This window comes from Agrobacterium sp. El2ro-1b, assembly GCF_048298475.1.
GTDB lineage: Bacteria > Pseudomonadota > Alphaproteobacteria > Rhizobiales > Rhizobiaceae > Agrobacterium > Agrobacterium fabrum.
This window is the reverse complement of the sequence record NZ_CP103459.1, coordinates 2,010,347-2,036,287: the sequence shown is the minus strand read 5'-3', so window position 1 is coordinate 2,036,287 and position 25,941 is coordinate 2,010,347. Positions and strand designations below refer to the sequence as shown.

The window sequence follows — 25,941 nt, the reverse complement described above, 5'->3', positions numbered from 1 at the left end:
GCCGAGTGCGGGCCTCAAGCCCACATATCAAAGCAACCGAGCAGCCATGGTTCACGGTGACCTTTCGTCATCTCACAAGACGCGAAGTGCCCCGAACATTGTGCTGTGCGGGGCACCTGATGACATCAAATCAAATCCGCGCACCACCCGTCGCATCGATCATCTGCCCGGTCGTCCAGCGGGCGTCATCGGAGGCGAGGAACGTGATGACGTCAGCGATATCCTCGGCACGGCCGATCCGTGAGAAGACCGAGAGGGCTTCGGCACCGGCACGCGCTTCAGGCGCTGCCAGCCATCCGGCGTTCATGTCGGTTTCAGTCACGCCCGGAAGCACCGAATTGACGGTAATTCCGCGCCGGCCGAATTCCGGCGCAAGCGCCAGCGTCAATGTTTCAAGCGCCCCCTTGGAAGCGGCATAGGCCGGATGGGTCGGTGCCGCGATGCGGGTGAAACCGGTCGAGATATTGATGATACGGCCATTGTCGCGGAGATGATCGGCGACAGCCTGGATCAGGAAGAAGGGCGCCTTGAAGTTGATCGTCATCAACTCGTCGAACGCGGCCTCGGTCATGTCTTTCAACGGTGTCGCCGGTGCGATGCCCGCATTATTGACGAGAATATCGAGCGATGGCGTGCCGGTGAAAGCGATGGACGCTTGCTTGAACTCATCCCACAGGTTGTCCGTTGCCGCTTTCCCCTCGCGCAGATCGGCCTTGAGGGCGACCGCCTTCGAGCCGAGGGCTTCGATCTCGCGGACTGTTGACTGTGCGGCATCGGGGTTTGCGCCATAATGGACGCCGATAAGACCTGCGCCCTCCTTGGCAAATGCCAGGGCGGCGGCACGGCCGATGCCCCTTGAACTTCCCGTTATGAGAGCGACTTTGTTCGACAGTTTCTGAGACATGGATCTCACCCATGCGATGGGGATCACGCCGCCATCTCTTTATGCGACCTTCGGTTCGAAGGAAGAACTGTTCCGGCAGGCGCTTGATCATCATATCGCGCAACAAAGCGAGCGCCGTGCCGGACTATTGCAGGCGAAAATACCGGCCCACGAGGCGCTCGCCGCGTACCTTTACGATATTGCCGAAGGCGACACCCAGCCGGACAAGCCGCGCGGATGCATCGTTTCGACCGCCGTTCTCCAGCATTCGGAAGAAAACGCCTCCGTCGCCCGCGCCACGGCAGCATTGCGCGAGGGGGCGATACAGATTCTCAAGGCGCGGTTCGATCGCGCCATCCATGACGGTGAGCTACCGGAACAAACCAATACGGACACCCTTGCGCGCTTTTATGGCGCCATTATTCAGGGCATGTCTGCACAGGCTTGCGACGGGGCATGTACGGCAACGTTGAAGGCCGTGATCGATGTTGCGCTGATGGCGTGGCCGGGAAAGAAAGACGCGACCGGTCCTCAAGGTTGAATCCGGGGCGCTTTTACGCACCATATCGTGGTATTTAAAGCGATGAAGACGGGAGATTATCAATGCGATCCACCATCGATCTCGACGACAAGCTCGTGGAGAGGGCCAAATCCCTGACGGGCACGAAAGAGATCGCAACTCTTGTCCAACAAGCACTGGAAACGCTCGTACGTGTCGAGGCTGGCAAGCGATTGATCGCTCTGGGCGGCTCCATGCCCGAGGCCAAAATCACCCCTCGCCGACGGAACGGCCTCAACAAGTGATCCTTGTTGAGGCCCTAGTCCACTCGGCCGCTGGCCCGATTACGCGCCCATGCTTTCCAAACCTGTGGCCTGGAACCGCCCAACGTCACTTGCCCTGCGCCGCTCTACCGAGGCCCAGCAGGTGATAAAACGCAATCGCACCGATTGTCGCCGTGCCGATGCCATCCAGCGTGAAGCCCGCGACATTGAGCTTGAAATTGCCGGCACCGAGAACCAGCGCGATGCCCACGGTGATGAGGTTGCGCGGCTCGGAGAAATCCACCTTGTTTTCCACCCAGATGCGCCCTGCGGTCGCCGCGATCAGGCCGAAGACCACGACCGACAGGCCACCGATGACGGGTCCCGGTATCGTCTGGATGAGTGCGCCGAATTTCGGTGAGAAGCCGAGAATGATGGCGACAAGTGCTGCGACGATGAAGACGAGCGTCGAGAAGATGCGGGTGATCGCCATCACGCCCATATTTTCGGCGTAGGTCGTCATGCCGGTGCCACCGAAGGCGCCGGAAAAGATCGTCGCGATGCCGTCACCGATAAAGGCGCGGCCGAGATAGGGATCGAGATTGCGGCCGGTCATCGCGCCGATTGCCTTGATATGCCCGAGATTTTCCGCCACCAGAATGACGACGACCGGAGCGATCAGGGCAATCGCCGGTGCGGAAAACACCGGCGTGGTGAAGGACGGCGATCCGAACCAGGCTGCGGCCGCAACGCCTGCAAAATCGACGGGCTTGCCAAGACCGAAACCGTTTGCGAGCACGAGATAGGCGAGATAGGCAATCGCGCCGCCGAGAAGAATGGGCAGCCGGCGCGTCATGCCGGGCGCATAGACCGCGATCGCACCGACCGACGTCACCGTCAAGATCGCAATCCAGCGCGACAGCTGGTCGCCATCGGGATTACCCGGACCCGTGCCGGAGGCGCTTGCGATCGCGATGGGTGCCAGCACGAGACCGATTGCGGCGACGATCGCGCCGGTCAGAACCGGCGGCATCAGCTTTTCGATCCAGTTATGGCCGACAATCATGACGATGACGCCAATCAGCGCATAAAGCACGCCGGCCGCGATGATACCGCCGAGTGCCAGCGCGATATCAGGGCTGGCCGCACCCGCAGCCGCCCCCGTTGCCACCAGCACGGGACCGATAAAAGCGAAGGACGAGCCGAGATAACTCGGCACACGCCCACCGACGGCGATGAAGAAGATCAGCGTCGAAATGCCTGAAAACAGGATGGAGACGTTGGGATCGAAACCCATGATCAGCGGCGCAAGAACCGTGGAACCGAACATGGCCACGACATGCTGCAACCCGAGCACTGCGGTCTGCCCGGCGGGCAGCCGCTCGTCCGGCATGATGCGCCCTTCGGTTTTCAGCCGCCAGCGAGGAAAATAACCACCGGTATCGCTCATCGTCGTCCCCCCAGGAAATGCCCGGCATGCATCTTCCGGGCTTTCCCGTCCCGGTTCGTAGCCGTGCAAAAAAAGATCTGCTCTTTGTGATTTGCGCCCGTCGCCCGAGACCGAATCGGTTGCCGGCGCATCTTTTCCCGGTTAGCGCGATTGCCGGCCGCTGTCATCGGGATTGGATTGTTTCCCACCGTTACGCGTTTTGGCGCAGGAGCATTCAGCTCCCGCGCCGGGATAAAAACATCAAACGGAGGACAGGGTTATTGTGCCTTTTCGAGCGCCGTCAAAATCTCATAGGCGGCAGAGACGCGTTCCTCATTGGGATAGTTTTTATTGGCCAGAATGACGATGCCCAATTTCTCCTTGGGTATGAACGCCACATAAGCGCCGAAACCATTGGTGGAGCCGGTCTTGTTGATGAAAACGTCTTCGCGCGGTTTCATCGGCGGCGATATTTCGGAGACCGGCACGGTCTTCAGAAGTGCGCCGCCGTTCAGCTCCATCAGTGTCTTCAGGGGAGCCGGGTGGGTATATTGCTCCCAGATCATGTCCTGCGTCATGGCGCCAACGCTGAAATATCCCGTATGGGTGTTGGTGATCGCCTGCTGGATTTTCCCGTCGAGCTTTTCCAGCCCCATATTGGCATTGACGAAGCGGATCATGTCCTCCGCCGTCGATTTGACGCCATAGGCCTCCGAGGAAAGGACGCCCGGTGTTACGCGAGCCGGTTCGCCGGTTCTTTTGTAGCCCTGTGCATAATCATCCATCTTCGCCTTCGGCACCACGGTGAAGGTGTTCTTCAGCCCAAGCGCCGGGAAAAGCGTGCCCTGCATCGCCTCATCGAAACCCTGCCCCATCGCCTTTGCGGTGATATAGCCGAGCATGCCGATGCTGGGATTGGCATAACTTCTGTGGGTGCCGGCCTTGTATGAAGGCTTCCAGGCCTTGAGATAGGCCATCAGTTGCTGTTCCGTCTTGACGTCGTCAGGCACCTGAATGGGAAAACCGCCGGCAGTGTGGGTGCCGAGATGCATTAGCGCGACATCGCCGAAGGGCTTTCCCTTCATGGACGGAAGATACTTGCTGACCTTGCCCGACAATGACAGCTGGGCATTCAGTTCCGCATAGGTGCTGAGGGTGACCGTGAAGGTCTTGGAGATGGAGCCGAGTTCGAACAGCGTCTGCGGGGTAACGGGCTTTTCCGTGGTCTTGGAGAGGACACCATAGGTGAAGATGTGGTTTTCGCCGTTGATGCTGATAGCGACGGCCAGACCCGGAATGCCGTTTTTCTCCATGACAGGCTTGATTGCGGCATCCGTTATCGCTTTCAGGCTGGCGTCATCGGCGGCAGAAGCCTGCGTGACCAGGCCTGTCGAGACCAGAGCGGCCAGTGCGATATGTCTGCGGTTAAATGTCATCTTTCGCGTTCTCCAAAACCTTAGGTGGATTGTCGGCGTCTCCGCCATCCCCAGCGAAAAGAGGTTTAGCCGCCCTACATTGCACGAACAAACCATGATATCTCGGAGGAGACACAAGAAAATCTAGGTCTTGAATGGTTCGGCAATTTCTTCCCTTAAACGGTCTGCGGGCCTTCGAGGCATCCGCACGGCATCTGAGCTTCACCCGGGCGGCCATTGAACTCTGCGTGACGCAGGCGGCTGTCAGCCAGCAGGTGAAAGGGCTGGAAAAGCGGCTGGGTGTCGCTCTTTTCCAGCGGCTTCCGCGCGGCTTGAAGATCACCGCAGAAGGTGAGGCCCTGTTGCCGACGGTGACCAGCTCCTTCGACCAGATGGCGACGACGCTCGACCGGATCGAGGCCGGACAGGTGCGCGAATTGCTGTTTCTCGGGGTCGTGGGCACCTTCGCCGTCGGCTGGCTGCTGCCGCGGCTGGCGGCATTTCAAAAGCGGCATCCGTTTATCGATGTCAGGGTTTCCACCAACAACAACCGGGTGGACATGGCGGCGGAGGGGCTGGATTTCGCCATTCGTTTCGGCCAGGGCTCCTGGCACGGCACGGATGCCTTCCGGCTGTTCGAGGCACCGCTTTCGCCGCTCTGCACGCCGAAACTGGCGGAAATGCTGAAAGAGCCCGCCGACCTGACGGATGCAACATTGCTGCGCAGCTACCGCGCCGATGAGTGGAGCACATGGTTTGCCGCGGCGGGCGTTTCACCGGCAGCGCAGGTCAATGCCGGTATCGTCTTCGACACGTCGCTCGGCATGATGGAAGCGGCGCTTCAGGGGCTGGGCGTGGCGCTCGCGCCGCCATTGATGTTTTCGCGGCATCTGGCGTCGGGCGCGGTCATGCAGCCCTTTCCCGTCACCATCTCGCTTGGAAGCTACTGGCTGACGCGCCTGCAATCGAAACCGCAGACATCAGCCATGCAGGCCTTTTCCGACTGGCTGTTCGAGACCATCGGGACGGCGTGACCGGCCCTATCACATCAAGGCAAGCAGAACGCCGCCGACCGCGCAGAGCAGAACCACGGCCCATGGCGGCGTTTTCCACACCGTCAGCAAGATGAAGCCGGTGAGCGCAAGGGTAAAATCCTTCGGCGTGAAGATCGCGCTCGTCCACACCGGGTCATAAAGGGCGGCACCAAGAATGCCGACGACGGCGGCGTTTGCCCCGCGCATCGCGGCCTGCACCGTCAGGTGTTTGCGGAAACCTTCCCAGAAGGGAAGCGCGCCGACGAGCAGCAGCATGCCCGGCAGGAAGATCGCGACGAGAGCGATTGCCGCACCCGTAATACCGTTAGGCTGCGGCCCCACCACCGCGCCGAGATAGGCGGCGAAGGTGAAGAGCGGGCCGGGCACCGCCTGTGTTGCGCCATAACCGGCAATAAAAGCGTCTTTTGTGACCCCGCCGGTCGCGACGACTTCCGATTGCAGCAGCGGCAACACCACATGGCCGCCGCCAAAGACCAGCGCGCCGGCGCGATAAAAAGCATCAAACAGGGAGATGCCCTGCGACGATGCCCCTGCTGCAAGCAGCGGCAAAAGGCCGAGAAGCAGGGCGAAGGTGGCGAGCGCACCATATCCGACGCTTTTCGACACCCGGAAGCTGAGGTGGGTGGCCTGTCCCGCGGCACCGGAGCGACAGAAGACAAGCCCGGCGAATGCGCCGAGGCCAAGCGCCAGAACCTGCCCGAAGGCGCCCGCGACGAACACCACGCAGACGATGCCGGCAAGCGCAATGCTGGCACGCTGACGATCCGGCGCGAGGCTTTTCGCCATGCCCCACACGGCCTGCGCCACCACGGCGACAGCGACGATCTTCAAACCGTGCAACAGACCGGTGCCGACCGGCCCTTCGATCGAGGCGGCGACCATGGCGAAAAGAATGAGGAGAATGGCCGATGGCAAAGTGAATGCCGCCCAGGCCGCCAGCGCACCGAACGGCCCTGCCCTGAGCAGCCCCAACGCAAACCCCACTTGGCTGGAGGCCGGGCCCGGCAGAAACTGGCAGAGCGCCACGAGATCGGCATAACCAGCCTCGTCGATCCATTTGCGCCGCACGACAAGCTCGTCGCGGAAATAACCGAGATGGGCGATGGGGCCGCCGAAGGAGGTGACGCCAAGCTTCAGAAAGGCTGCGAAAACCTCCCCCGGTGTGCCCTGCGGCGCTCTATTACCTTCACGTTCCTGCGATGCCACATCTCTCTCCACACAGTGCCGCGGCGACTCGTCGGCACTGGGTGGATATCAGACACTATTGCAACAGGAACATGAAGGGCCCGTCCCCAAGACGACCAGGTCTCAGGCGATCAGGTCTCAGGCGATCAGGCCCTTCAGAGGGCGGATGAGATCAGATCCGGGAAACACAAGCTTGTCCAGGGCTCCGGCGCTCGCGCCGAGATGATCGATGGCGAGCCCCTTGATGACGGCGCGTAGATCGGTGGTCGCGGCAAGGTCGCGGCCGTCACGTAGCTGCGCTTCCTTCAGGCCCGGCCAATCGGCGATGACACGGCCGCCGCGGATGCTGCCACCGGCCAGAAAGGCGGTGGTGGCGGTGCCGTGGTCGGTGCCATCAGTGCCGTTGATACGCGCGGTGCGGCCAAATTCCGTGGCCACGAGTATCACAGTATCCTTCCAGACCGGCCCCAGCTCCTGTTCGAAGGCCGCAAGGGCATTATCCAGACCGGACAAGAGCTTGGCTAGGCGATCGACCTCCTGCGCATGGGTATCCCAGCCCTCGAAAGCCAGCGCCGCCACGCGGGGGCCTTCCGGATGGGCAATCAGCCGTGCCGCGCCACGCGCCATCTGCTCCATTCCCTGCGGATCACCGGGGCCACCGCGCGCCTTGATGTCGACACCCGATGCGATCCTGCCGGTCTCCACACCTTCGGCCAGCAGGGCGGCGAGCATCGGGTCCGTCTGGCCGTAGAGATCGGCAAGCCGGGGTGCAAGATCGCCATCGGCGGGCCGCAGCACGGATGGCGCCCATCCAAGGATCGGAGCCTTGCCGCGAATGACGAGCGGTGCGCTGGCCCCGATGGCAAGCCCGCTCACCCGGTCGCCGGCGGCAGGATTGATCGTTTCTCCCGCCGGCATCTGCTCCAGCAGCCGGTTGAGCCAGCCGCTTTCGACATGGCCTGGTGTCGCAAAACCGGATTCGAGAACATCCTGCCCGTCAAAGTGGGATCGGTCGCGATAACCGGTGGCGCTGGCATGCACCACGGCCGCCTCACCCTTGCGGTAAAGCCGCTGGAAATTGCGTAGCGAAGGATGCAGCGCGAAATACCCATCCAGCGCCAGCGCCGGGTTTTCGCCTTCCGTTAGCAGCGTCAATTGCTGTCTTAGCGCTTCGTAATCGGGATCGCCGACCGGTGGCACGGCGGTCAGCCCGTCAAGCGCGCCACGCAGGATGATCGTCACGAAACGCGGATCACGCCCGGAGGCCGCATGGGCAAAACGTGGCATGAAGGCCCAGGCAAAAAGAGCGCCGGTTGCGCCGAGAACAGCGCGGCGGGTGGGGGAGAAATCTTCGCACAGCATGGTTAGCGCCTCTGGAATTCGGGGGAAAGGAAAGCGATGGTCAGGCCTTGCGGCTTGGTTTCCGCGCGCTGGACGGCCTGGGCGGTCTCACGCGTCAGAAGCGGACCGAACCGATCGGCCACGAAGTCGCGTGGGTCGATGCCGCCGGCAACCTGATGGGCAAAAAGGCTCGCGGCATCGATCCGCGTTGCCAGCCCCTCGGAGGAACCCCAACTATCGCTCGCGTCGGAAAAACCGTTCGGTCCGGAGGGGTCCCAGAAAGGCTGCCCGAGCGCCTTCAGCACCGAAACGATCTGTTCGGGTTTCGGCTTGACATCGCTGCTGCGCAGCACGGCGGTGACGAAATCGAGCGGTGGCCGCAACTTCTTGAAAGTGGGATCCCAAGCTTCTTCCGCATCCAGCATGGCAAGATAGGTGGCGGCGAGATCGCCGTGGGATTTGGTGTAGGCAGCGGCGATCTTGGTCACCAGCGCCACAGGCGGCTGGTCGCTGACGAAGTGCCTTGCCAGTTTGAAGGCAAGGTGGCGGGCGGTGGATGGGTGATGGGCGAGATCGCGCAGCGCCCGCCGCCCCTGCTCCATCCCGGCATCGGCATAGGTGATGCCCATCACCGCGTGATCACCCGGCTCGTGGCTGTTGGCATTGAAGCTGAAGCGCCCGACCGGCCCCGGCCTGTTCTCGTCACGATAAACGGTCCAGCCGGTGATGATGCGCGCAAGCTCCGTCACGTCAGCCTGATTGTAACCGCCATCCACGCCCAGCGTGTGAAGTTCCATGATCTCGCGGGCCAGATTTTCGTTCAGGCCGCGCTTGCCGTTTTTGTTGGCCGGTGAGTTGGGACCGATCGATTGCTGGTTGTCGAGAAAGAACAACATGGCAGGATGGGTTTCCACGGCAAGCAGCATGTCCTCGAAATTGCCGAATATATGCGGGCGGATCGCTTCGCGCTCGAAGGCGCCGGCGAGGATGTGCACATCGCCACCCTTACCGATGGCGACGGAGAAGTGGTTTGCCCAGAACATCGCAAGACGTTCGCCAAAGCCGATCAGAGGCTGGCGGACGGTGCCATTAAACCGCGCATCGACCTCCGCCAGCAATATCTGTTGGGGAAGATAGGGTCTCTTATTGGCCACGTCGGCCGGTTTGTCTTTTGACATGGGTGGCGGCATGGTCGGCGCGGCCGCCATTCCAGCCTTATCCATCCTGTTGTCCGTCTCAGTCATCGCCTTCTCAACAGAGACGGCGGTCACCGCCGGTTTTTCACGTTCGGCTTTCACCTGCCTGTTGAAGGCAATGAGCGAGACCATGAGATCGGCGCTGGAGTGCAATTGCGGGCCAACCGGGATCGGCACCGCATGTTCGGTTACTTCTGACCGCAAGAGATCGCGTGGATCATCCGCAATTGCCTGCAGGTCTCCCTGCCGGGCACCAAGACCGAAGCGCCAGAGGCACAGCGCGGCATCCACTTGACTGGAATTAGGCGTCGTATTTGACATGGCCGATACGAACTCCGTTTCGTTATCGGCCCTTTAACGGCGTGGATATCGCAAATCCGTCGCCGCCAAATTGTGATCATTTCGTGGCAGGCTTCGGCGCCTCGCGGGAGAGCAGACCTTCCGCGAGACGCCGTCTTGCATCCAGCGAAAGCGTGCGGGTAAATTCCACGGCCTGAAGCTCGACGGCGGCCCGGACCGCATATTCCGCCTTGCGGGCGCGTTCCAGCGCGTCGGACAGCGCTTTTGTGTCCAGCGTATCGGCGCCCATCAGTGAAGCAGCCTCGATGCGGGCCTGCCGTGCCTCGGCCGAGGTCTCGCGCATGGGTTTGCGTGCATCGCTGAGCACCTGGCGAAAGGCCTCCCGTTCCGCCTTTGGCAGCTGCTCTCCGGCGAGCGGCATCCGTGACGCGGAGGCCGAGGTATCGTTGCGCAGATAAACGAAACCGGCACCGGCAAGGGCGCAGACGAGGAATGTATTGACGACGAGCAGCACAACGACAATCCAGCGGAAATTCTGATCGGTCATTTCGCGTCCTCAGCCAACTCGTTTTCACTTTGCAAATTTCCGAATGCCGTCAGATTGTCGCCAAACGAGAAAGACGGCGGCGGGGTGAGATTGATGACGGCGACAGCACCGGTCAGGGCACCCGCAAGGCTGATGCCGACCATGCCAGCACCAAGCCCGAAACGGACGAACCGCCGGTGGCGCGAAAGCCGGGACGTACCTTCTGCAAGAATTCGTCCCTGAAGGGCGGCGGAGGGCGCAGCCTTGGGCCGGAAAGCAGCCAGGGCGCGGTCCAGCTGCGCCGCGTCGCTGAGCAGACGCTGACCATCGGCTGTTTTAGAATAAAGCTCGGCTTTCGCGCGACGATCCTCGGGCCAGCGTCTTGGATCGGCGCCATATGCCGAAACGAGGGCGGAAAATGCCTGCCCGTCCATGCCGTCTTCCCTCGACCCGCTCATGTCTCATCCTCGTTCAAGATTTTCTGCAGCGCTCTGCGCCCGCGCGACAGAAGACTTTCCAATGCGTCGGCGCTGACATGCATGATATCGGCGGCCTCCCGGTTCGACATCTCCTGATAATAGACCAGAATGATCGCCTCCCTTTGCCGCTCGGGAATGAGGGAGAGCGCCCGCCCGACAGCCTCGCCCTCGTCGATATCAGCACCGCCGGTCTCCGGTGACTGGCGCGCATCGGCAAGGTCGGACGGCTGGGCGACGGATATTTCACGTCGCTTCCTCAGCCGGTCATAACAGAGGTTCAGCGCTACGCGGTGTATCCACGTATCGAACCGCGCAGCGCCCTGCCGCCATGTTCCCGCGTGTTTCCATATCCGCAGAAAGGTTTCCTGCGCGACATCCTCCGCCTCGACCGGATCACCAAGCATGCGGCTTGCCAGCGCCATGATCCTCGGCAATTTTGCCTCAACCAGTGTCCGCATCGCCCTGATATCTCCGGCCGCGACATCTGCCACGAGCTTTGCATCGGGGTCGCTTACCATGCTTCGGTCGAATCTCCGTTGCGGTCCTGCAAAGCCGGACAAGAAATGTCGATAAATGACGTTTTACACGCAATTTTCGACTTTAACGGGGAAAGGCGCGAAAATCCGTCGCGGCGTTTCGAAATTTTTTCAGCAACGATGAAGGCGGATTCACGCCGTCATGCGGTCCGGCCGAAATGCCTCCAGCAGGCCGTGATAGGGCTTGGCGACCGGCTTGGCATAGGCGCCGCTTTTGGCGGTGGAAAGCCCCATCGAAACTAGGGATTCCGCCTGTTTGACGGCGGCTGCGACACCATCAACGACAGGTATGCCGAATTCGGCGCGCAGCTCGGTGGTCAGATCTGCCATGCCGGCGCAGCCAAGAATGATTGCCTCCGCCCGGTCTTCCTTCAGCGCCAGCGCAATCTCCTGCCGCAGCCTTTCGCGGGCGTTCGAAGCGGGATCTTCGAGCGATAGGACGGGAATATCGGCGGCGCGCACATTGCAGCGGGCGGACATGCCATAACGATGAACCAGATGTTCGAGCGGCAGGCGTGAACGTTCCATCGTCGTGACGATGGTGAATTTCTGCGCGATGAAGGCAGTGGCGGAGACCGCCGCCTCGCAGAGGCCGATGACGGGTATATCGCAAAATGCGCGCGCCGCATCGAGCCCGGTATCGTCGAAACAGGCGATGACGGCCGCGTCAACGCCAAGCGCCGGAGCCTTGGCAAGTTCGAGCAGCAGGCCGGGAACGGCAAAAACCTCGTCATAATAACCTTCGATGGAGACAGGCCCCATAGAGGATGTCACGCCAAGAATTTCGGTATCCCGGCCGACCACCCGCATGGCGGCGTCGGCGATCGTTGCGGTCATGGATCGGGTGGTATTGGGATTGACGACGAGGAGGCGCATTGGACGTTTCTTTATCCGCGTGAATGGCGGCGGTTGAGGGTCACGATCAGGCCGAGCGTGGCCGCAATCACCAGAAGCGAGAACAGCGTCGTGACGGCACCCAGCGCATAAAGCACCGGCGTCGTGACATTGGTGGTCATGCCGTAGATTTCCAGCGGCAGCGTGTTGTAGGTGCCCGATGTCATCAGCGTGCGGGCGAACTCGTCATAAGAAAGCGTGAAACCGAACAGGCCGACACCGATCAGGCTCGGCGCGATCATCGGCAGCACCACATGGGCGAAGGTCTGCCAGGAGGAAGCGCCGAGATCGCGGGCCGCCTCCTCATAGGAAGGCGAAAAGCGGTTGAAGACGGCGAGCATGATGAGCACGCCGAAAGGAAGCGTCCAGGTGAGATGCGCGCCGAAAGCTGATGTATACCATGAAGGTTCCAGCCCAAGCTGCTGGAAAAGAACACCAATGCCAAGCGAGATGATGATCGACGGCACCACCAGGCTCGCGACCGAGAGGTAAAAAAGCGGCGTCGCGCCGATGAATTTGCGCCTGAATGCAAGGCCTGCCAGCAGCGAGACGAGGACGGTGACGGCCATGACCATCAGCCCAAGGCCGAAAGACCGGCGGAACGAGCCGCCGAAATCGCCGACCGCCTGCTGTTCGAAGAGATTGCCGAACCAGTGCAGCGAAACGCCGTTCAGCGGAAAGGTCAGCCCGCCATTCGGCCCCTGAAAAGCAAGGATGAGGATGGCCGATAGCGGGCCATAGAGAAACAGCACGAAGAGGACGAAGAAGAAGGCGAGAATGTAGAATTCGCGGCCGCGTTTTTCCTGATGCATGGATCAAAGCTCCTTGCGGATATCGACGATGCGCAGGATGCCCGCGACCATCAGCAGAACGAGGATGAGCAGGATGACGGCGTTCGCGGCCGCCGCCGGATATTGCAGCAGCGACATCTGGTTCTTCATCATCAGCGCCACCGACGCGCTCTGGCCGCCGGACATGACCTGAACGGTGGAGAAATCCGCCATGACCAGCGTCACGACGAAGATGCTGCCGATGGCCATGCCGGGCTTGGCAAGCGGAATGATGACATTGCAGAGTGTCTGCCACCCCGTTGCACCGGCGTCACGCGCCGCCTCGATCAGCGATTTGTCGATGCGCATCAGCGTGTTGAAGATCGGCGTGACCATGAACAGCGTATAAAGATGCACCATGGCCAGCACCACGGCGAAATCGGAATAAAGCAGCCACTCGACCGGCTCGGGAAGGATGCCGGAGCCGACCAATGCGCTGTTGACGAGACCGTTTCGCCCGAGAACAGGAATCCAGGAAATCATGCGGATGATGTTCGATGTCAGGAACGGCACGGTGCAGACGAGGAACAGCACCATCTGCATGGTGGTGGTGCGAATGTGAAAGGCGAGGAAATAGGCGACCCAGAAACCGCAGAACAGCGTGATCGCCCAGACGATGGCCGCGTATTTCAGCGTGTTGAGATAGGTCTGCCAGGTCACCCAGGAACCGAGCGTCTCCAGGTAATTGAAGGTGACGAAATCGGGATACATCTGGGCGAAGTCGTAATCCCAGAAGCTGACGACGGCGATCATGAGGATCGGCAGGGCCAGGAAAAAGCCGAGGATCAGGAAAAGCGGCAGGGCCTGCACATAGGATACGAGCTTCTGCGGCAGCGCGAAGCTGCGGGGCGGTCTATCCTTCTTTTCGCTGACGCCAATGAGTCTGACCGTCACCATGGTGGAGCCTTTCGCTGGATTTGCGGATGCACCGGCGGCTTTCGCACCGGGTAATGTGTCAGGCAAAGCTCTCTTCAAATGCGACGTCATCCTCGGGCTTGTCCCGAGGATCCAACCACGTTTGATGTGGTGGTTCGTTAGATCCTCGGGTCAAGCCCGAGGATGACGGAGAGTTTAGAGGCTCTGTCGCTGTCAAGACCGGCAGCCGACGCCACCGATCTTAACTGTTTCGGGTACTAAGCCGCGATGAACTCGTTCCAGCGGCGGACCATGTAGCGGTCTTCGTCCATGACGGAGTTCCAGCAGGCGACCTTGCCCATGCGTTCCTGGAAGGAGCCGCCGTCGCGCACCGCACCGGCCTTTTCCATCACCTTGCCATCGGGCGCGATGATATCGCCCTGCGCCGGCTTGCCTTCCACCCAGTAACCCCACTCGTCGGCGGACATGTGTTCTTTCGCCGTATCCATGGCGGCGGAATAATAACCCTGACGGTTGAGATAGGCGCCAACCCAGCCGGAGGTGTACCAGTTGATATATTCATAGGCCGCGTCGAGCTTCGCACCGGAGAGGTGCTTGGCAAGGCCAAGACCGCCGCCCCAGGAGCGATAGCCTTCCTTCAGCGGCTGGTATTTGCAGGCGATGCCCTTGGAGCGGACCGCCGCGACGGCCGGCGACCACATGGACTGGATGATGACTTCGCCCGAGGCCATGAGGTTGACGCTTTCATCGAAGCTCTTCCAGAAGGCGCGGAACTGGCCGTCCTTCTTGGCCTTGATGAGGAATTCGATGGTCTTGTCGATCTCCTCCTTCGTCATGTTGCCCTTGTCGGCATATTTGATGTTGCCCATCGCTTCCATGATCATCGCCGCATCCATGATGCCGATGGACGGAATGTTGAGGATCGAGGCCTTGCCCTTGAACTTGGGATCCATGATATCGGCCCAGCTGGTGATATCGCGGCCGACGAGATCAGGACGGATGCCGAGCGTATCGGCATTGTAGATGGTCGGAACCATGGTGAAATATTCGGTCTCGGTCTTTGCAAACTTCTTGTCGCCGGGCTTCTCGACGAAACCGACCGTATGCGGAGCGGTGCCCTGCGCCACGACGCTGTCAGGCGTCAGCTTGCCGTTTTTGAACAGCGGCACGATCTTGTCGTAATATTTGAGCTTCTTGATTTCCATCGGCTGGATGACGCCGGCGGGATAGACCTTTTTCAGAATCCAGTATTCGATATCGGCGATGTCGTAGGAGTTCGGCTGGGTGACGGCGCGCTGGGCGGCCGCATCCGAATCCGTCGCCGTCATTTCGAGCGTGATGCCGAGATCGGCCTTGCACTTTTCGGCGATGGCATTGAGGTTCGAGACGCCGGTGCCGAACTGGCGGATGGTGATGGGGTTCTGCGCCCAGATGGTCGGGAAGCCGGTGATGAGGCCGGAGCCGATCGCCGCACCTGTGGCGGCCGCGCCTGCCTTCAGAAGGCCGCGGCGGGACAGGCCCTTATTGCTGTTGGTGATATCGGTCATTTCAAAGTTCTCCTCGGGTTATTTTTGGGGTCACTTCTCTACCCGGCCGAGCACGATGGCATCGGCCGCATTCCATGAAAGCGGTATGGCGTCGCCGGTCCTGACCGGATTTTCGAAAAAGGCGGCATCGCTGAGGATGACGTTAAAATCCTCGATACCCGCGCCCGCCACCGCGATATTCACGCTCGCACCGCGATATTCGACGTTCGAGACGATGCCGGTGAAACCGAGGCCCGGCTGCTCGGCCTCGCCGACGCGGACCCGGTCGGTACGCACGGCGATGTCGACCGCGCCGTCATCCGGGGCCATGCCACTGGCGACGAATGTGCCACCGCCCGCCACTTCGAGCGTCACGAGATCACCCGATTTTTCGCGGCAGCGGCCGGAGATGACGTTATGATCTCCCATGAAACGGGCAACGAAAGCGGTGGCCGGGCGCTCGAACACCTCACGCGGTGTGGCTGCCTGTTCGATGCGGCCGTCATTCATGACGACGACGATATCGGCAAGCGCCATCGCCTCTTCCTGGCTGTGAGTGACGTGCACGAAGGTGATGCCGAGCGAGGTCTGCAGCTTTTTCAGCTCGGCGCGCATGCGGATCTTGAGAAACGGATCGAGCGCCGACAGCGGCTCATCCAGCAACAGCGCCTCCGGATCGGTAATCAGCGCCCGGGCCAGTGCCACACGTTGCTGCTGGCCGCCGGAAAGCTGGGCCGGACGGCGGTTGGCATAGGGCTCGAGCTGCATCAGCTGCAACATCTCGAGCGCCTTGGCCCGCCGGGTCTCCTTATCCGCACCCTTCATCTTGAGGCTGAAGGCGACATTGTCGACGAGATCTAGATGCGGAAACAGCGCATAGGACTGGAACATCATCGCCGTGCCGCGCCGTGCCGGCGGCAGATCGGTGACCACCATATTACCGAGCCTGATATCGCCGCTGGAAATGCTCTCGTGGCCGGCAATCATTCTGAGCGTCGAGGTCTTGCCACAGCCCGAAGGACCAAGCAGGCAGCAATAACTTCCAGCCGGTATCTTGAGGCTGATCGCATGCACGGCGGTGGTGGTGCCGTAAATCTTGGATACGGACGCGATGTCGATTGCGGCGGCTTTGCTCATAAACACTCTCCTGCGACATCTTTGTCATGCAGGAGGCGTGCCAATCGGCTTAGCCGTTGATATAAAACGGAGTTTTTAACACAACTGCATCGCCATCCAACCGACTGCTTAAATTTGCAGCGATTGTTTTCGATTGATTGGCAAAATTGTATTCAATCCGGCGCCAGATTGTAGATAGTCTCCGCTGGCAAACACCTGTCGCGGCAGCGCCGGCAAACCGGCTTGCCTATCCCGCCCTGAAGCGGTCGAAGGCGGTGAGATGTTTGACGGTCGGATCGGCATCCCAGCGATAGATTTCGGTGCGCAGGAAATGCAGTTCCTCTTCGAGCTTCTCTCCCGGCAGTTCCACCCACCAGGATTTCGGCCGGCCATCGGAACCATCGGACCAGCGATAACCCCGCTTCTTCAGGTGATCTTTCATATCGAAAGGGCTGTTTTCGGCGTAGATCCGCACTCTTGAACGCCCGCTTGCTGCATAAAGCTCTGCAAAAGGCGTGGTCTCCTGGCCGGGGCGGGTCTGTTCCAGCACTTCCAGCAGAGCGAAACAATCATCCACCGCGCGATGGCCGTCATGGAAATAGCCCGATTGCCCGATCAGATAACCGAGCTTGTTGCCTTCGAAACCACGCACCCGCCAGTCAATTTCCGAAACGGAACAGGCCCAGGCCTTGTCACGGAAGATCGGCGAGAAGGCCTCGCAGAATGGACGATCAAAGCCGGCATTATGGGCGATGATCAGATCGGCATCGGCAATGAGCGAAGTCAGGCGCACCATGTCGATCGACTGTCCGGCCACCATCTCGTCGGTAATCCCCGTCAGGCGGGTGATGTCTTCGGGAATGGCAACGCCAGGCTGCCGCAACCCGCCATAGATGCCGGTGACATCGCCGATCGCACCCTGGTCATCAAAGGTGAAGGTGATGACGCCGATTTCGATGATCTCGTCGGTGCGATAATCAAGGCCCGTCGTTTCCGTATCGAGGATCACGCCCTGGCGCGGGAATTCCGGTCTCGGGCGATCGACGATCGGACGCGGCTGCAGCCTTCGCAGGACACGATAATTGCCGGTGGCTTCAAGATGCGCGGCAAGTGCTTCATCATCCGTGCCGGCCTTTGGCACCGCTTCGCGACCACCCGACTTTCGTCCCCTTTCAGCCTGAGGAAGCCGCGCGGCCGCGGGGGCAAAAAAATCCATCTGGGAGGTCATTATGCGCGTGTCCGTCGTGCCCGGAAATCAAGATTGAGTACTCCAACATATGCGCAGAGGCTCACAGTAACAACAGCGTCCAGCCTCATCCACAGGAACGGGATATTTCACAGGGTACAGTTGAGGGTTGCGACTTCAATTTACGATGGTAAAAAAAGCGCACCGTTCCCGTGTTTCAGGAGAGAAGAAGAATGCCGCTTCCATCACCTTCCAACCCGAAAACGCTTGCCGACCAGAGCCAATTGAAGCTGTTTCCGCTGCAAAGTGGCCCGCATTTCGCCAATGTAGGTCTCAGCAACGGGGCGAGCGGCATTGTCTTCACGGGGTATACGCGAGACGCGAACGTGGACAATGAAGCCTTCTCCTGCTGCGGCAGCTACACCCTGCGCAACTCCGTGCATGCCGCCATTGCCGGCACGACCAGCGACAATTGCACGGTCTTTGCCCTGAAAAGCATCATTAACCAGCGCCCCTGCCTGGCGGTCGGAAAGTTCGACCCGGATGGCAAACCGCTGGAATTGTCGAAGTCGGAGTTCGATCAGGTCACGAAACCGCTGTTCCAGTTCGCGGACAAGGTTTCACCGATCCTCGGCAGCGAACCGGCGCCGGGCATTCAGATCCGCAGTGGCGACGCCTCCTATAATTATCAAGTCGATGCGCGCAGCGGTCGCTTCCGCTTCACCTATAAGGACAGCATGAGCGGTGGTCGTTACGGACCTTCTGCCGACGGCAATGTCTCTCTCGAGCACGACGGCCATCGCCTCGCCAAAGTAAGTGCGGGCGGCAGCTATAGCAGTTCGGACAATTCGATTGCCGCCTCGGCCTATCGGGATATCGATTCCCGCGGTTTCGAGACGACGGTGCGCAGCGGCCAGGCTTCGGCGATGTTCGGAAGAACCTATACGGAAAACGCCATCACTCGCAAAATGGGCGTCGGTTACGGCAACACCTCGTTCCGACGCGAGGATACGCCGGGCGGAACGATCAAGGAAAGCCTCGGGCACAAGCTGGACAAGGTCACACTTGAAGTATCGCGCACGCGCGACCGGGCGAAGGGCACCGAATATATGCTGACCATCAAGATGGAGCTTTGAGACATCTGGCAACCGGGGCGGTCGCAACGGACTGCCTCACGAAGCCGCTCAATTGAAAAGATCCGCGCAATTGGCGGGATTGCCGATGACCTCGCTCGTCTTGATGGTGGAGGCGGCATTCGCGGTGATCTTGATGATGCAATCGCGACGATGTTCCTTGATCTTCATGCCCTCCGTTTCCGAAATCCGCGCCTGCCCGTCCACGGTCCTGATTTCGCGCCGGTTGCTGAGCCCGGCATAGGTCTCCACATCGACCTTCAGCCAGTAGGATTCGGTTTCGCCGTTTTCGATGATGACCTTGTTAGGCCGGCCGAGCCTTGCGATTGCGGCATCGCGCGGTTGCCCCACGAAGCCCGCAACGGTGCGGGAAATCTCCGTCTCCCCGGTGCTGGTGCACGCCGCAACGACGACCAGAACGGCCACAAGACATCCGGTTTCAAACCATTTCATTTCCAGATCATTCCCCACACCTGCGGCCGGACCCCGTTGGCCAGTATTGGCGGCAAATCTATGCACGATCATGCCGCCCCGAAAGATGGGACAGCCGCAAAGCCGATCAACTTGTTATGATCGACGTGCCTGCGGAGCGAAGACATATCGGTCCGGCGCTCGCCGCTGCTAACGGTTGCGGAACACGGTGCAGGGAACTCCCGCCCGCCTGATCTCGCCACAAAGCATGTTGGCTTCGGTGCGGGTTTCACGGCCGATGCGGGCAGCATAACGCGGCCGCGAGCCGAAGTTCCCGCCCCGCTGCCGCACGATCAGGGCTCGTTCGGCATTCAGCGGTTGTGAAAGCTGCAATATCGCCCGGGTGAAAAGCCGGTTCGCCACACCAGGACTATAATGCGCAGCAAGCTGCACGCCCCAGGGCGCCCAGTCGGCCGAGGCAATGAGGACGGGATCGTTCATGGTGCGGGTATCGGCCAGACGCACGCAGGCATCGAGGAAGGAGCGGTTGTCATCCAGCGCCGGTGCGGCCTTTTCCGGCGGATTGTCCTTCCAGTTCTCCACGGGATATCCGGTGATCGCAAACACATAGTCGCGGGTCTCCGTCGGCAGGCGGCCGGTGGCGATGAAATTCCGCAGGCCCGCCTCACCCGCATTATAGGCTGCGGCGGCAAGACCGAAATTGCCGAACTGCACGTTCAGTTCCGAGAGGTAACGCGACGAGGCCTCAAGGGCGGCAATAATGTTGAAACTGTCTTCAAGACCACGCAGCCGTGCGGTGCCGGGCATGAACTGGGCAATGCCCTCCGCTCCTTTCGGGCTGACCGCACTGGCCCGGAACAGGCTTTCCCGCCAGATCAGCCGGGCGAAATAGTCCGGCGGAACGGCGTGGCGGGCGGCGAGAACCTCGATGGCGCGGCACAGATCATTATTGTAACTGTCGGCACTGATGCAAAGTTCCGGGGCGACATCATGGGAATAGGCGCAGGCGGTGTTTTTCCGGGCGGGCTCTTCGGCTTTCGCCGCGCCTGAGGCTGAGAAAAGCAAACAGAAGGCAAGAGCCATGCGGCTTGTTGATATTCCTGCCAAGCGAGTGTCCTCGAAAACTCCAACCGTGACGTGCCGATTATCCGTCAATGGGGAAGATATGCCCCGCTTTCGGGCTTGTCATCACATATCGAACACCGAGAAAGACCAAACCAATCATGCCAACTTCATCCTCGGGCCTGCCCACTGCTGTCCGGTTTTTTGATAGAGGCCTGAAGCCGGTTGGGAAGAGTAAACATCCCCTCGGCGTCATCAACTCTGTTGTAACAAGTCGTCCCTGAGCCTTGCGTTTATGGTCACGACGATCTTTCGCATGGTTGCGGCGATAGCGACGATGGGCGGTTTTCCGTTTTGGATGAGGCGTTTGTAGAAGGGTGCGAACTGTCCCTTTCCCTGTGCTGCACACATTGCGGGCATGAACAATGCGGTTTTGGCCTGGGGTCTTCCGCCGCGCTGTCGCCGTCGACCTTTGGCGTTTCCGCTTTCGCTGGGATGGGGAGCGGTTCCGGCAAGGGCTGCGGCCTGGCGGCGATGCAGGGAGCCGAGTTCCGGCATCTGGGCGATCAGGTTTGCAGCGCTTAGGGTTCCGACGCCGCTGACCGTGGTGCAGATACGGATGCGCCTGGCAAGCCTGTCGCTTCTTTCGACGAGCGCTGCGATTTGGCCATCGAGGGCGTCGATCTGGCGCTGGATGGCACCGAGCATGGCCTTGAACGAGGCTGCGATAGCCTTTGCGCCAGGGGCTTTAGAGCGGTTCTGCTCGGCTACCCTGAGCGCCACCAGATCGGTCCTGCGCCGCACCAGCGCCTGCAATTCCACCTCATCGGCATCCGGCGCATGCCATAGCGGCAACCTCGTCCAACGCTCGCAGCCATAGGCAGCCATCTGTCTGGCGTCGATGGCGTCGCTTTTGCCAAGCGTTCCCAGCGAACGGATATAGGCTTTGAGCTTCATCACATCGGCGCGATGGCAGGCAATGCCCACTTTGAGGCATTCCTCCAGCAGCATGAGCTCGTATCCGCCGGTCGGTTCGCAGATGACGAAATCCGGCCGCATCGTCTTGAGCAGCGCGCGGACGCCGCAGCGGTTGTTGTCGACGGTCAGGATGCGGCTACCCTCGCTGGCGACGAGACTGTCCTTGGCGACATCGACACCGAGGCATCGAAGGGGTGGCGTGTGCAAAAAGTCCATAGGTCTGCTATCCTTTGCAGGCTTCGGATTGTTTGCGGGCGTGGCGATCAGCGGCCCAATCAACTCTCCAAGCGGTGAAGCAAAGGCGGCAGGGAACCTTGATGACGTCGAGCGTGGTCCCGATCCTTGGACGGTCGCCCGCCGCCGGGACTGCGGGCTGTGAAGGGCCCGCAGTCCCGCACCGACAATACCCGGAAAGCAACAAACAATCCTTGGCCCTGCGCCGAGGATCTAACCACTTCTAATAAAATCAATCGGTTGCAGATCCTCGGGACAAGCCCGAGGATAACGTTGGAGAGTTTGGTACGATCTGTCATCCCACATCCACCGCTATGCTTCAGTGCGAGGATGACGTCGAGAGCATGTGCGCCCTCAGTATCGACTTCAGGGCGACTTAGCCTGCCTTAAAAGTCCTGCCACTCTTCATGCTTGACCGCAACAGCGGCCGAACCGCGTGCCGCAAGCGGACGAGATGGGCTGTGGCGCGGACTAACGGGCGCGGCCTGCTGCTCGAAGCGGTTGCGAGAGGAGGAGGTCGATCGCGGCGCATCCTCGAACCGGAATTGCCCGAGAAGCTCAAACAGCGCCGCCGCTTCCCTTGCAAGGCTATGGCTTGCGGCAGTCTGCTCTTCAACCATCGCCGCATTCTGCTGGGTGCCCTGATCGACGGTGTTGACCGCCTGGTTGATCTCGGCAAGCGCCGTGGACTGTTCGCGGGCAGCCTCAACGATCGCAACGACATTGGTGTTGATGTCACGCACCTGCTCGGCGATTTCCTGCAGGGCCGAACCAGCCCTGGTGACAAGGCCGACGCCATTTTCCACCTGCGCGCCCGAGGCATTGATCAGGCTCTTGATTTCCTTCGCCGCGGTTGCCGAACGCTGGGCGAGTTCGCGAACCTCCTGTGCCACGACGGCAAAACCCTTGCCCGCCTCCCCCGCACGCGCCGCTTCGACACCCGCATTCAGCGCCAGAAGATTGGTCTGGAAGGCGATTTCGTCGATCACGCCAATGATGTTGGAAATCTCGCGGGACGATTTTTCGATCTGATCCATGGCGCTGATCGCATCGCGCACCACCTGGCCGGAATGTTCCGCATGATCGCGGGCACGGGCGACGATCTTGCCGGCCTCGTCCGCCCGGCGGCTGGAATCATTGACCGCCGTGGTGATCTCCTCGAGGGCGGCGGCCGTTTCCTCGATCGAGGCGGCCTGCTGTTCGGTGCGTTTGGCCAGATCGTCGGCAGCGGAGCGTATCTCGTTCGAACCCGAGGAAATCGCACCGGCATTTTCGGAGACCAGCGTCATGGCCCTCTTCAGCTTTTCCGAAGCCGCGTTGAAATCTGTGCGCAGTCTTTCAAGAGAAGGAATGAAAGGCTTGTCGATGCTCTGCGCCAGATCGCCCTCGGCGAGATCGTTGAGACATTGCGCCAGTTTCTCGACATTCTCGACGCGACCGGTCACGTCAGTCGCGAATTTGACGACCTTGAACACCTTGCCGTTCATATCGAAGATCGGATTATAGGAGGCCTGGATGAAGACCTTGCGGCCGCCCTTGCCGAGCCGCATGAACTCATCCGCAACGAGATCGCCGCCGGCAAGCTTCTGCCAGAACTGCTTATATTCCGACGATTGTGTATAGGCCGGTTCGCAGAACATGGAATGATGCCTGCCCTGCACTTCACTGAGCGAATACCCCAGCGCCGCCAGGAAATTGTCGTTGGCGGTCAGAACCTCGCCCTCGGGGGAAAATTCGATGATGGCTTGCGCCCGCGACAGGGCATCGATCTTGCCAGCATCTTCCGCCGCCTTCAGTTTGCGTTCGGTGATATCGGTGGCGATCTTGACCACTTTCACCGGCCTGCCTCGGCGGAACACCGGATTATAGGAGGCCTCGATCCACACTTCGCGGCCTCCCTTGCCGATGCGCTTATATTGCCGCTGATCGAACTGGCCGGATGCAAGCTTGGACCAGAAGGCCTTGTATTCCGGTGACGACACGACGGAGGGCTCGACGAACAGGCTGTGATGCCGGCCGACGATTTCGGCAAGCTCATAACCGAGCGCCCGACAGAAACTTTCATTGGCCGTCAGAATCTTTCCGGAGAGGTCAAATTCTATGATGGCCTGGGATTTGGAAAGTGCGGCGAGAACCGCGACAGCATTGGCACCACGATCAAGAATAGTCACGCGCAGTCCTCCGATGAAATAAGTTCATATCGAAAATTATTCATGAATATTATGATTGCATTCTTAAATAATATTTAAGGATAATATTGACTTTCGCCATCAGGATTGGGACGGCGGGGCCCGGAATTTTCGGAACGTTTTTCGCACGGTCGCATTTTATGCCTGATGAGGAATGGGCAATCGGCCATTGAATTCCACCGGCCGGGAAAGATTTCAACTTTGGGAGGATCATGCACATGGAAAAGAACACGATCTGTATCTGGTACGACAAGGACGCGGAGGCTGCCGCCAGATTTTATGCCGAGACCTTTCCCGATAGCGCCGTGACCGCCGTGCATCATGCGCCGAGCGATTTTCACTCCGGCAAGAAGGGCGATGTGCTGACCGTGCAATTCACCGTAGCCGGGGTTTCCTGCATCGGCCTCAACGGCGGACCGACCTTCAAGCACAGCGAGGCTTTCTCGTTCCAGATATCGACCGAAGACCAGGAAGAAACCGACCGTTACTGGAACGCCATCGTCGGCAATGGCGGTGAAGAAAGCGCCTGCGGATGGTGCAAGGACAAATGGGGCGTCTCCTGGCAGATCACGCCACGCGTGTTGATGGACGCCATGGCTGCCGGTGGCGCAGAGGCCAAACGCGCCTTCGACGCGATGATGGATATGAAGAAAATCGACGTCGCCGCCATCGAGGCCGCACGTCGCGGTTGACGCGAGCGACCGACTCAGCAGCAAGTAGCGAAGTTAAGTAAAAATCACAAGCCATTGAAAACTAAAGAAAAAATTCTATTTCTTGGATTTAAGGCACATTTGCAGCCGCGCAGAATGCCCTGCGCGGCCAGTCATCACAAAACGTTCAACAAAATGTAAGCGAGCCGTCAAAGACGGCTGTTAGCAGAGCCCGTGGCGTCGTGCCGGGGACGTGATGTCCTTGCCGAGCAGGCCATCATTCCATTAACGGGGCTCAACTCATGAAATCTTCCGCTCTGACTTCCTTCGTGGCCGGCATTGCCGTCGCCGCCGCCTTTGGCGCAACGGCTGCCCACGCAGAAAAGACCAAGTTCGAATTCTGGTACGGCCTTTCCGGCGATCTCGGCGAGCGCGTTCAGGAAACCTGCAAGAAGTTCAACGATGCCCAGGCCGATTTCGAGATCGTCTGCACCTCGCAGAACGATTACGAATCCACCCTGCAGAACACCATTGCTGCCTATCGCGCCAAGAAGCAGCCCGCCATTACCCAGATTTACGACGCCGGCACGCTGGACATGATGTTGTCCAAGGCCTTCGTTCCCGCCAAGAAGCTGATGGCCGACAATGGCTACAAGATCGACTGGAACAATTATTTCCCCGGCATCGCCAATTATTACGCCACCGCCTCGGGCGAGCTGAATTCCTTTCCGTATAATTCCTCCACCGCCGTTTTTTATTATAATGTCGATGCCTTCGAAAAAGCTGGCATCACCTTCAAGCCCGACACCTGGGAACAGGTTGAAGACGCTTCGAAGAAGCTTAAAGCCGCCGGTTTCGAATGCCCGCTCGCCTTCAATTTCGACACCTGGATGCTGATGGAGCAGTTCTCCGCCATCCACAATCAGCCGATCGCCACCAAGGCCAACGGCTATCAGGGTCTCGATGCCGAACTGACGATCAACAAGACCAAGTTTGTCGACCAGGTCAAATTCTTCAAGAAGATGCAGGACGAGAAGCTTTTCGTCGTCAAGACAAAGCAGCTCGGCATGGACATTCTGCCCGCCTTCACCTCGCAGACCTGCCAGATGTTCATGACCTCGATCGCTAACCACGGCACCGTCGGCAAAGGCATGCCAGCCGGCGTGAAGTGGGACGTCGCCATGCTGCCGATCTGGAAGGGCACCGAGCGTCACAATTCGCTGGTCGGCGGCGCTTCGCTATGGGTCATGGCCGGTCGTCCGGACGCCGAATACAAGGGTGCCGCCGCATTCCTGAACTTCATCGCCCAGCCTGACATGGTTGAGTGGTGGTCGACGGTCACCGGCTACATCCCGGTCACCAAGACCGGCTTCGACGCCATGAAGGCCAACGGCTTTTACGACAAGGCTCCCTACAAGGGCCGCGAAAAGGCAATCGAAAGCCTGACGTTTACGCCGCCTTCCGAATATACCCGCGGTATCCGCCTCGGCGGCTTCACGCAGATCCGCAAGGAAATCGCGACCTCACTCGAAGCCATCTTCATGCAGAACGCCGACATCCAGGCCGAACTCGACAAGGCCGTGGAGCGCTCCAATGCCGGTCTGCGCCGCTTCGAAAAGACCTATGAAGGCGCCAAGCTGAACTAAGCCCGTTTTTATTGCCGTCATAAGGCCTGTCCGGACATCCTCCGGACAGGCCCGCCTCAATCTCGAACATTGCCGGTTCCCA

Annotated in this window: 25 protein-coding genes; 6 read left to right on the top strand and 19 right to left on the bottom strand. The window is 60.1% G+C overall.

The genetic code is table 11. The annotated features are described in order from the left end of the window. Positions 1-130 precede the first annotated feature (130 nt). The gene (locus NYR50_RS23370) at positions 131-904 is read right to left on the bottom strand and encodes an SDR family NAD(P)-dependent oxidoreductase (RefSeq protein WP_418138195.1); all 774 of its coding nucleotides are present in this window, start codon (positions 902-904) and stop codon (positions 131-133) included. On the opposite strand from NYR50_RS23370, the gene NYR50_RS23365 reads away from it, so the two are divergent. Both NYR50_RS23365 and NYR50_RS23360 read left to right on the top strand, forming a co-directional pair. Then, entirely contained in the window at positions 903-1,424 is a 522-nt protein-coding gene (locus tag NYR50_RS23365; protein ID WP_418138194.1) for a TetR/AcrR family transcriptional regulator, read from the top strand. The two genes, NYR50_RS23370 and NYR50_RS23365, sit on opposite strands and share 2 nt — an antisense overlap. A gap of 62 nt (positions 1,425-1,486) precedes the next feature. Then, positions 1,487-1,687 (top strand): type II toxin-antitoxin system VapB family antitoxin, encoded by a 201-nt coding sequence (locus NYR50_RS23360; protein ID WP_418138193.1) that lies wholly within the window; start codon positions 1,487-1,489, stop codon positions 1,685-1,687. 85 nt (positions 1,688-1,772) lie between these two features. Here NYR50_RS23360 and NYR50_RS23355 read toward each other — a convergent pair whose 3' ends face one another. Both NYR50_RS23355 and ampC read right to left on the bottom strand, forming a co-directional pair. Further along, positions 1,773-3,095 (bottom strand): solute carrier family 23 protein, encoded by a 1,323-nt coding sequence (locus NYR50_RS23355; protein WP_418138192.1) that lies wholly within the window; start codon positions 3,093-3,095, stop codon positions 1,773-1,775. Between the two features lie 257 nt (positions 3,096-3,352). Beyond that, positions 3,353-4,510 (bottom strand): class C beta-lactamase, encoded by a 1,158-nt coding sequence (gene ampC, locus NYR50_RS23350; RefSeq protein WP_418138191.1) that lies wholly within the window; start codon positions 4,508-4,510, stop codon positions 3,353-3,355. A 134-nt stretch (positions 4,511-4,644) separates the two neighbouring features. On the opposite strand from ampC, the gene NYR50_RS23345 reads away from it, so the two are divergent. Next, positions 4,645-5,523 carry a LysR substrate-binding domain-containing protein gene (locus NYR50_RS23345; RefSeq protein WP_418138190.1) on the top strand — a complete coding sequence of 293 codons (879 nt, stop codon included), beginning with the start codon at positions 4,645-4,647 and terminating at the stop codon, positions 5,521-5,523. A 9-nt stretch (positions 5,524-5,532) separates the two neighbouring features. Here NYR50_RS23345 and chrA read toward each other — a convergent pair whose 3' ends face one another. The 12 genes from chrA to NYR50_RS23285 form a co-directional block, all read right to left on the bottom strand. Continuing rightward, positions 5,533-6,750 (bottom strand): chromate efflux transporter, encoded by a 1,218-nt coding sequence (gene chrA, locus NYR50_RS23340; RefSeq protein WP_418138189.1) that lies wholly within the window; start codon positions 6,748-6,750, stop codon positions 5,533-5,535. A 117-nt stretch (positions 6,751-6,867) separates the two neighbouring features. Further along, positions 6,868-8,091, bottom strand: a complete 1,224-nt coding sequence (locus tag NYR50_RS23335) for a DUF1501 domain-containing protein (RefSeq protein ID WP_418138188.1) — start codon at positions 8,089-8,091, stop codon at positions 6,868-6,870. A gap of 2 nt (positions 8,092-8,093) precedes the next feature. Further along, on the bottom strand, positions 8,094-9,587 hold the full coding sequence (locus tag NYR50_RS23330; RefSeq protein WP_418138187.1) for a DUF1800 domain-containing protein: 1,494 nt from the start codon (positions 9,585-9,587) through the stop codon (positions 8,094-8,096). A 76-nt stretch (positions 9,588-9,663) separates the two neighbouring features. Beyond that, positions 9,664-10,113, bottom strand: a complete 450-nt coding sequence (locus NYR50_RS23325; protein WP_418138186.1) for a periplasmic heavy metal sensor — start codon at positions 10,111-10,113, stop codon at positions 9,664-9,666. After that, positions 10,110-10,550: a hypothetical protein gene (locus tag NYR50_RS23320; protein ID WP_418138185.1), complete on the bottom strand. Its 441-nt coding sequence runs from the start codon at positions 10,548-10,550 to the stop codon at positions 10,110-10,112. The genes NYR50_RS23325 and NYR50_RS23320 overlap by 4 nt, the downstream gene beginning before the upstream one ends. After that, complete coding sequence (locus NYR50_RS23315) at positions 10,547-11,089, bottom strand: RNA polymerase sigma factor (protein ID WP_418138184.1); 543 nt, start codon at positions 11,087-11,089, stop codon at positions 10,547-10,549. The genes NYR50_RS23320 and NYR50_RS23315 overlap by 4 nt, the downstream gene beginning before the upstream one ends. 150 nt (positions 11,090-11,239) lie before the next feature. Then, positions 11,240-11,983 carry an aspartate/glutamate racemase family protein gene (locus tag NYR50_RS23310; RefSeq protein ID WP_418138183.1) on the bottom strand — a complete coding sequence of 248 codons (744 nt, stop codon included), beginning with the start codon at positions 11,981-11,983 and terminating at the stop codon, positions 11,240-11,242. An 11-nt stretch (positions 11,984-11,994) separates the two neighbouring features. Next, positions 11,995-12,813: an ABC transporter permease gene (locus NYR50_RS23305; protein ID WP_173988407.1), complete on the bottom strand. Its 819-nt coding sequence runs from the start codon at positions 12,811-12,813 to the stop codon at positions 11,995-11,997. A 3-nt stretch (positions 12,814-12,816) separates the two neighbouring features. Next, complete coding sequence (locus NYR50_RS23300) at positions 12,817-13,728, bottom strand: ABC transporter permease (protein ID WP_174009737.1); 912 nt, start codon at positions 13,726-13,728, stop codon at positions 12,817-12,819. Positions 13,729-13,964: 236 nt separating this feature from the next. After that, entirely contained in the window at positions 13,965-15,254 is a 1,290-nt protein-coding gene (locus tag NYR50_RS23295) for an ABC transporter substrate-binding protein (RefSeq protein ID WP_418138182.1), read from the bottom strand. A gap of 30 nt (positions 15,255-15,284) precedes the next feature. Continuing rightward, positions 15,285-16,370, bottom strand: coding sequence for an ABC transporter ATP-binding protein (locus NYR50_RS23290; protein ID WP_418138181.1), 1,086 nt, complete (start codon positions 16,368-16,370; stop codon positions 15,285-15,287). A gap of 226 nt (positions 16,371-16,596) precedes the next feature. Next, positions 16,597-17,577 carry a 3'-5' exonuclease gene (locus NYR50_RS23285; protein WP_418138180.1) on the bottom strand — a complete coding sequence of 327 codons (981 nt, stop codon included), beginning with the start codon at positions 17,575-17,577 and terminating at the stop codon, positions 16,597-16,599. A gap of 191 nt (positions 17,578-17,768) precedes the next feature. On the opposite strand from NYR50_RS23285, the gene NYR50_RS23280 reads away from it, so the two are divergent. Then, the gene (locus tag NYR50_RS23280; protein WP_418138179.1) at positions 17,769-18,671 is read left to right on the top strand and encodes a hypothetical protein; all 903 of its coding nucleotides are present in this window, start codon (positions 17,769-17,771) and stop codon (positions 18,669-18,671) included. 48 nt (positions 18,672-18,719) lie between these two features. Here NYR50_RS23280 and NYR50_RS23275 read toward each other — a convergent pair whose 3' ends face one another. The 4 genes from NYR50_RS23275 to NYR50_RS23260 all read right to left on the bottom strand — a co-directional run bounded on the left by NYR50_RS23275 (position 18,720) and on the right by NYR50_RS23260 (position 23,545). After that, positions 18,720-19,121 (bottom strand): hypothetical protein, encoded by a 402-nt coding sequence (locus NYR50_RS23275; protein WP_162688099.1) that lies wholly within the window; start codon positions 19,119-19,121, stop codon positions 18,720-18,722. Between the two features lie 168 nt (positions 19,122-19,289). Then, positions 19,290-20,183, bottom strand: coding sequence for a transglycosylase SLT domain-containing protein (locus tag NYR50_RS23270; protein ID WP_418138293.1), 894 nt, complete (start codon positions 20,181-20,183; stop codon positions 19,290-19,292). Between the two features lie 234 nt (positions 20,184-20,417). Continuing rightward, on the bottom strand, positions 20,418-21,356 hold the full coding sequence (locus tag NYR50_RS23265) for an IS110 family transposase (RefSeq protein ID WP_418138178.1): 939 nt from the start codon (positions 21,354-21,356) through the stop codon (positions 20,418-20,420). 404 nt (positions 21,357-21,760) lie between these two features. After that, entirely contained in the window at positions 21,761-23,545 is a 1,785-nt protein-coding gene (locus tag NYR50_RS23260) for a methyl-accepting chemotaxis protein (protein ID WP_418138177.1), read from the bottom strand. Positions 23,546-23,781: 236 nt separating this feature from the next. Here NYR50_RS23260 and NYR50_RS23255 point away from each other — a divergent pair, with 236 nt between their 5' ends. Beyond that, entirely contained in the window at positions 23,782-24,255 is a 474-nt protein-coding gene (locus NYR50_RS23255; protein WP_006311917.1) for a VOC family protein, read from the top strand. A 260-nt stretch (positions 24,256-24,515) separates the two neighbouring features. Then, the gene (locus tag NYR50_RS23250; RefSeq protein WP_174009675.1) at positions 24,516-25,859 is read left to right on the top strand and encodes an extracellular solute-binding protein; all 1,344 of its coding nucleotides are present in this window, start codon (positions 24,516-24,518) and stop codon (positions 25,857-25,859) included. Positions 25,860-25,941 lie beyond the last annotated feature (82 nt).

What these genes read in the sequence shown, in the direction of transcription:
- NYR50_RS23325 (WP_418138186.1), bottom strand. Translation starts at nt 10,113, where the DNA reads ATGACCGATCAGAATTTCCGCTGGATTGTCGTTGTGCTGCTCGTCGTC.
- NYR50_RS23265 (WP_418138178.1), bottom strand. Translation starts at nt 21,356, where the DNA reads ATGGACTTTTTGCACACGCCACCCCTTCGATGCCTCGGTGTCGATGTC.
- NYR50_RS23275 (WP_162688099.1), bottom strand. Translation starts at nt 19,121, where the DNA reads ATGAAATGGTTTGAAACCGGATGTCTTGTGGCCGTTCTGGTCGTCGTT.
- NYR50_RS23300 (WP_174009737.1), bottom strand. Translation starts at nt 13,728, where the DNA reads ATGGTGACGGTCAGACTCATTGGCGTCAGCGAAAAGAAGGATAGACCG.
- NYR50_RS23310 (WP_418138183.1), bottom strand. Translation starts at nt 11,983, where the DNA reads ATGCGCCTCCTCGTCGTCAATCCCAATACCACCCGATCCATGACCGCA.
- NYR50_RS23320 (WP_418138185.1), bottom strand. Translation starts at nt 10,550, where the DNA reads ATGAGCGGGTCGAGGGAAGACGGCATGGACGGGCAGGCATTTTCCGCC.
- ampC (WP_418138191.1), bottom strand. Translation starts at nt 4,510, where the DNA reads ATGACATTTAACCGCAGACATATCGCACTGGCCGCTCTGGTCTCGACA.
- NYR50_RS23345 (WP_418138190.1), top strand. Translation starts at nt 4,645, where the DNA reads ATGGTTCGGCAATTTCTTCCCTTAAACGGTCTGCGGGCCTTCGAGGCA.
- NYR50_RS23305 (WP_173988407.1), bottom strand. Translation starts at nt 12,813, where the DNA reads ATGCATCAGGAAAAACGCGGCCGCGAATTCTACATTCTCGCCTTCTTC.
- NYR50_RS23360 (WP_418138193.1), top strand. Translation starts at nt 1,487, where the DNA reads ATGCGATCCACCATCGATCTCGACGACAAGCTCGTGGAGAGGGCCAAA.
- NYR50_RS23370 (WP_418138195.1), bottom strand. Translation starts at nt 904, where the DNA reads ATGTCTCAGAAACTGTCGAACAAAGTCGCTCTCATAACGGGAAGTTCA.
- NYR50_RS23270 (WP_418138293.1), bottom strand. Translation starts at nt 20,183, where the DNA reads ATGGCTCTTGCCTTCTGTTTGCTTTTCTCAGCCTCAGGCGCGGCGAAA.
- NYR50_RS23315 (WP_418138184.1), bottom strand. Translation starts at nt 11,089, where the DNA reads ATGGTAAGCGACCCCGATGCAAAGCTCGTGGCAGATGTCGCGGCCGGA.
- NYR50_RS23280 (WP_418138179.1), top strand. Translation starts at nt 17,769, where the DNA reads ATGCCGCTTCCATCACCTTCCAACCCGAAAACGCTTGCCGACCAGAGC.
- NYR50_RS23355 (WP_418138192.1), bottom strand. Translation starts at nt 3,095, where the DNA reads ATGAGCGATACCGGTGGTTATTTTCCTCGCTGGCGGCTGAAAACCGAA.
- NYR50_RS23330 (WP_418138187.1), bottom strand. Translation starts at nt 9,587, where the DNA reads ATGTCAAATACGACGCCTAATTCCAGTCAAGTGGATGCCGCGCTGTGC.
- NYR50_RS23285 (WP_418138180.1), bottom strand. Translation starts at nt 17,577, where the DNA reads ATGACCTCCCAGATGGATTTTTTTGCCCCCGCGGCCGCGCGGCTTCCT.
- NYR50_RS23295 (WP_418138182.1), bottom strand. Translation starts at nt 15,254, where the DNA reads ATGACCGATATCACCAACAGCAATAAGGGCCTGTCCCGCCGCGGCCTT.
- NYR50_RS23255 (WP_006311917.1), top strand. Translation starts at nt 23,782, where the DNA reads ATGGAAAAGAACACGATCTGTATCTGGTACGACAAGGACGCGGAGGCT.
- NYR50_RS23290 (WP_418138181.1), bottom strand. Translation starts at nt 16,370, where the DNA reads ATGAGCAAAGCCGCCGCAATCGACATCGCGTCCGTATCCAAGATTTAC.
- NYR50_RS23250 (WP_174009675.1), top strand. Translation starts at nt 24,516, where the DNA reads ATGAAATCTTCCGCTCTGACTTCCTTCGTGGCCGGCATTGCCGTCGCC.
- NYR50_RS23335 (WP_418138188.1), bottom strand. Translation starts at nt 8,091, where the DNA reads ATGCTGTGCGAAGATTTCTCCCCCACCCGCCGCGCTGTTCTCGGCGCA.
- NYR50_RS23365 (WP_418138194.1), top strand. Translation starts at nt 903, where the DNA reads ATGGATCTCACCCATGCGATGGGGATCACGCCGCCATCTCTTTATGCG.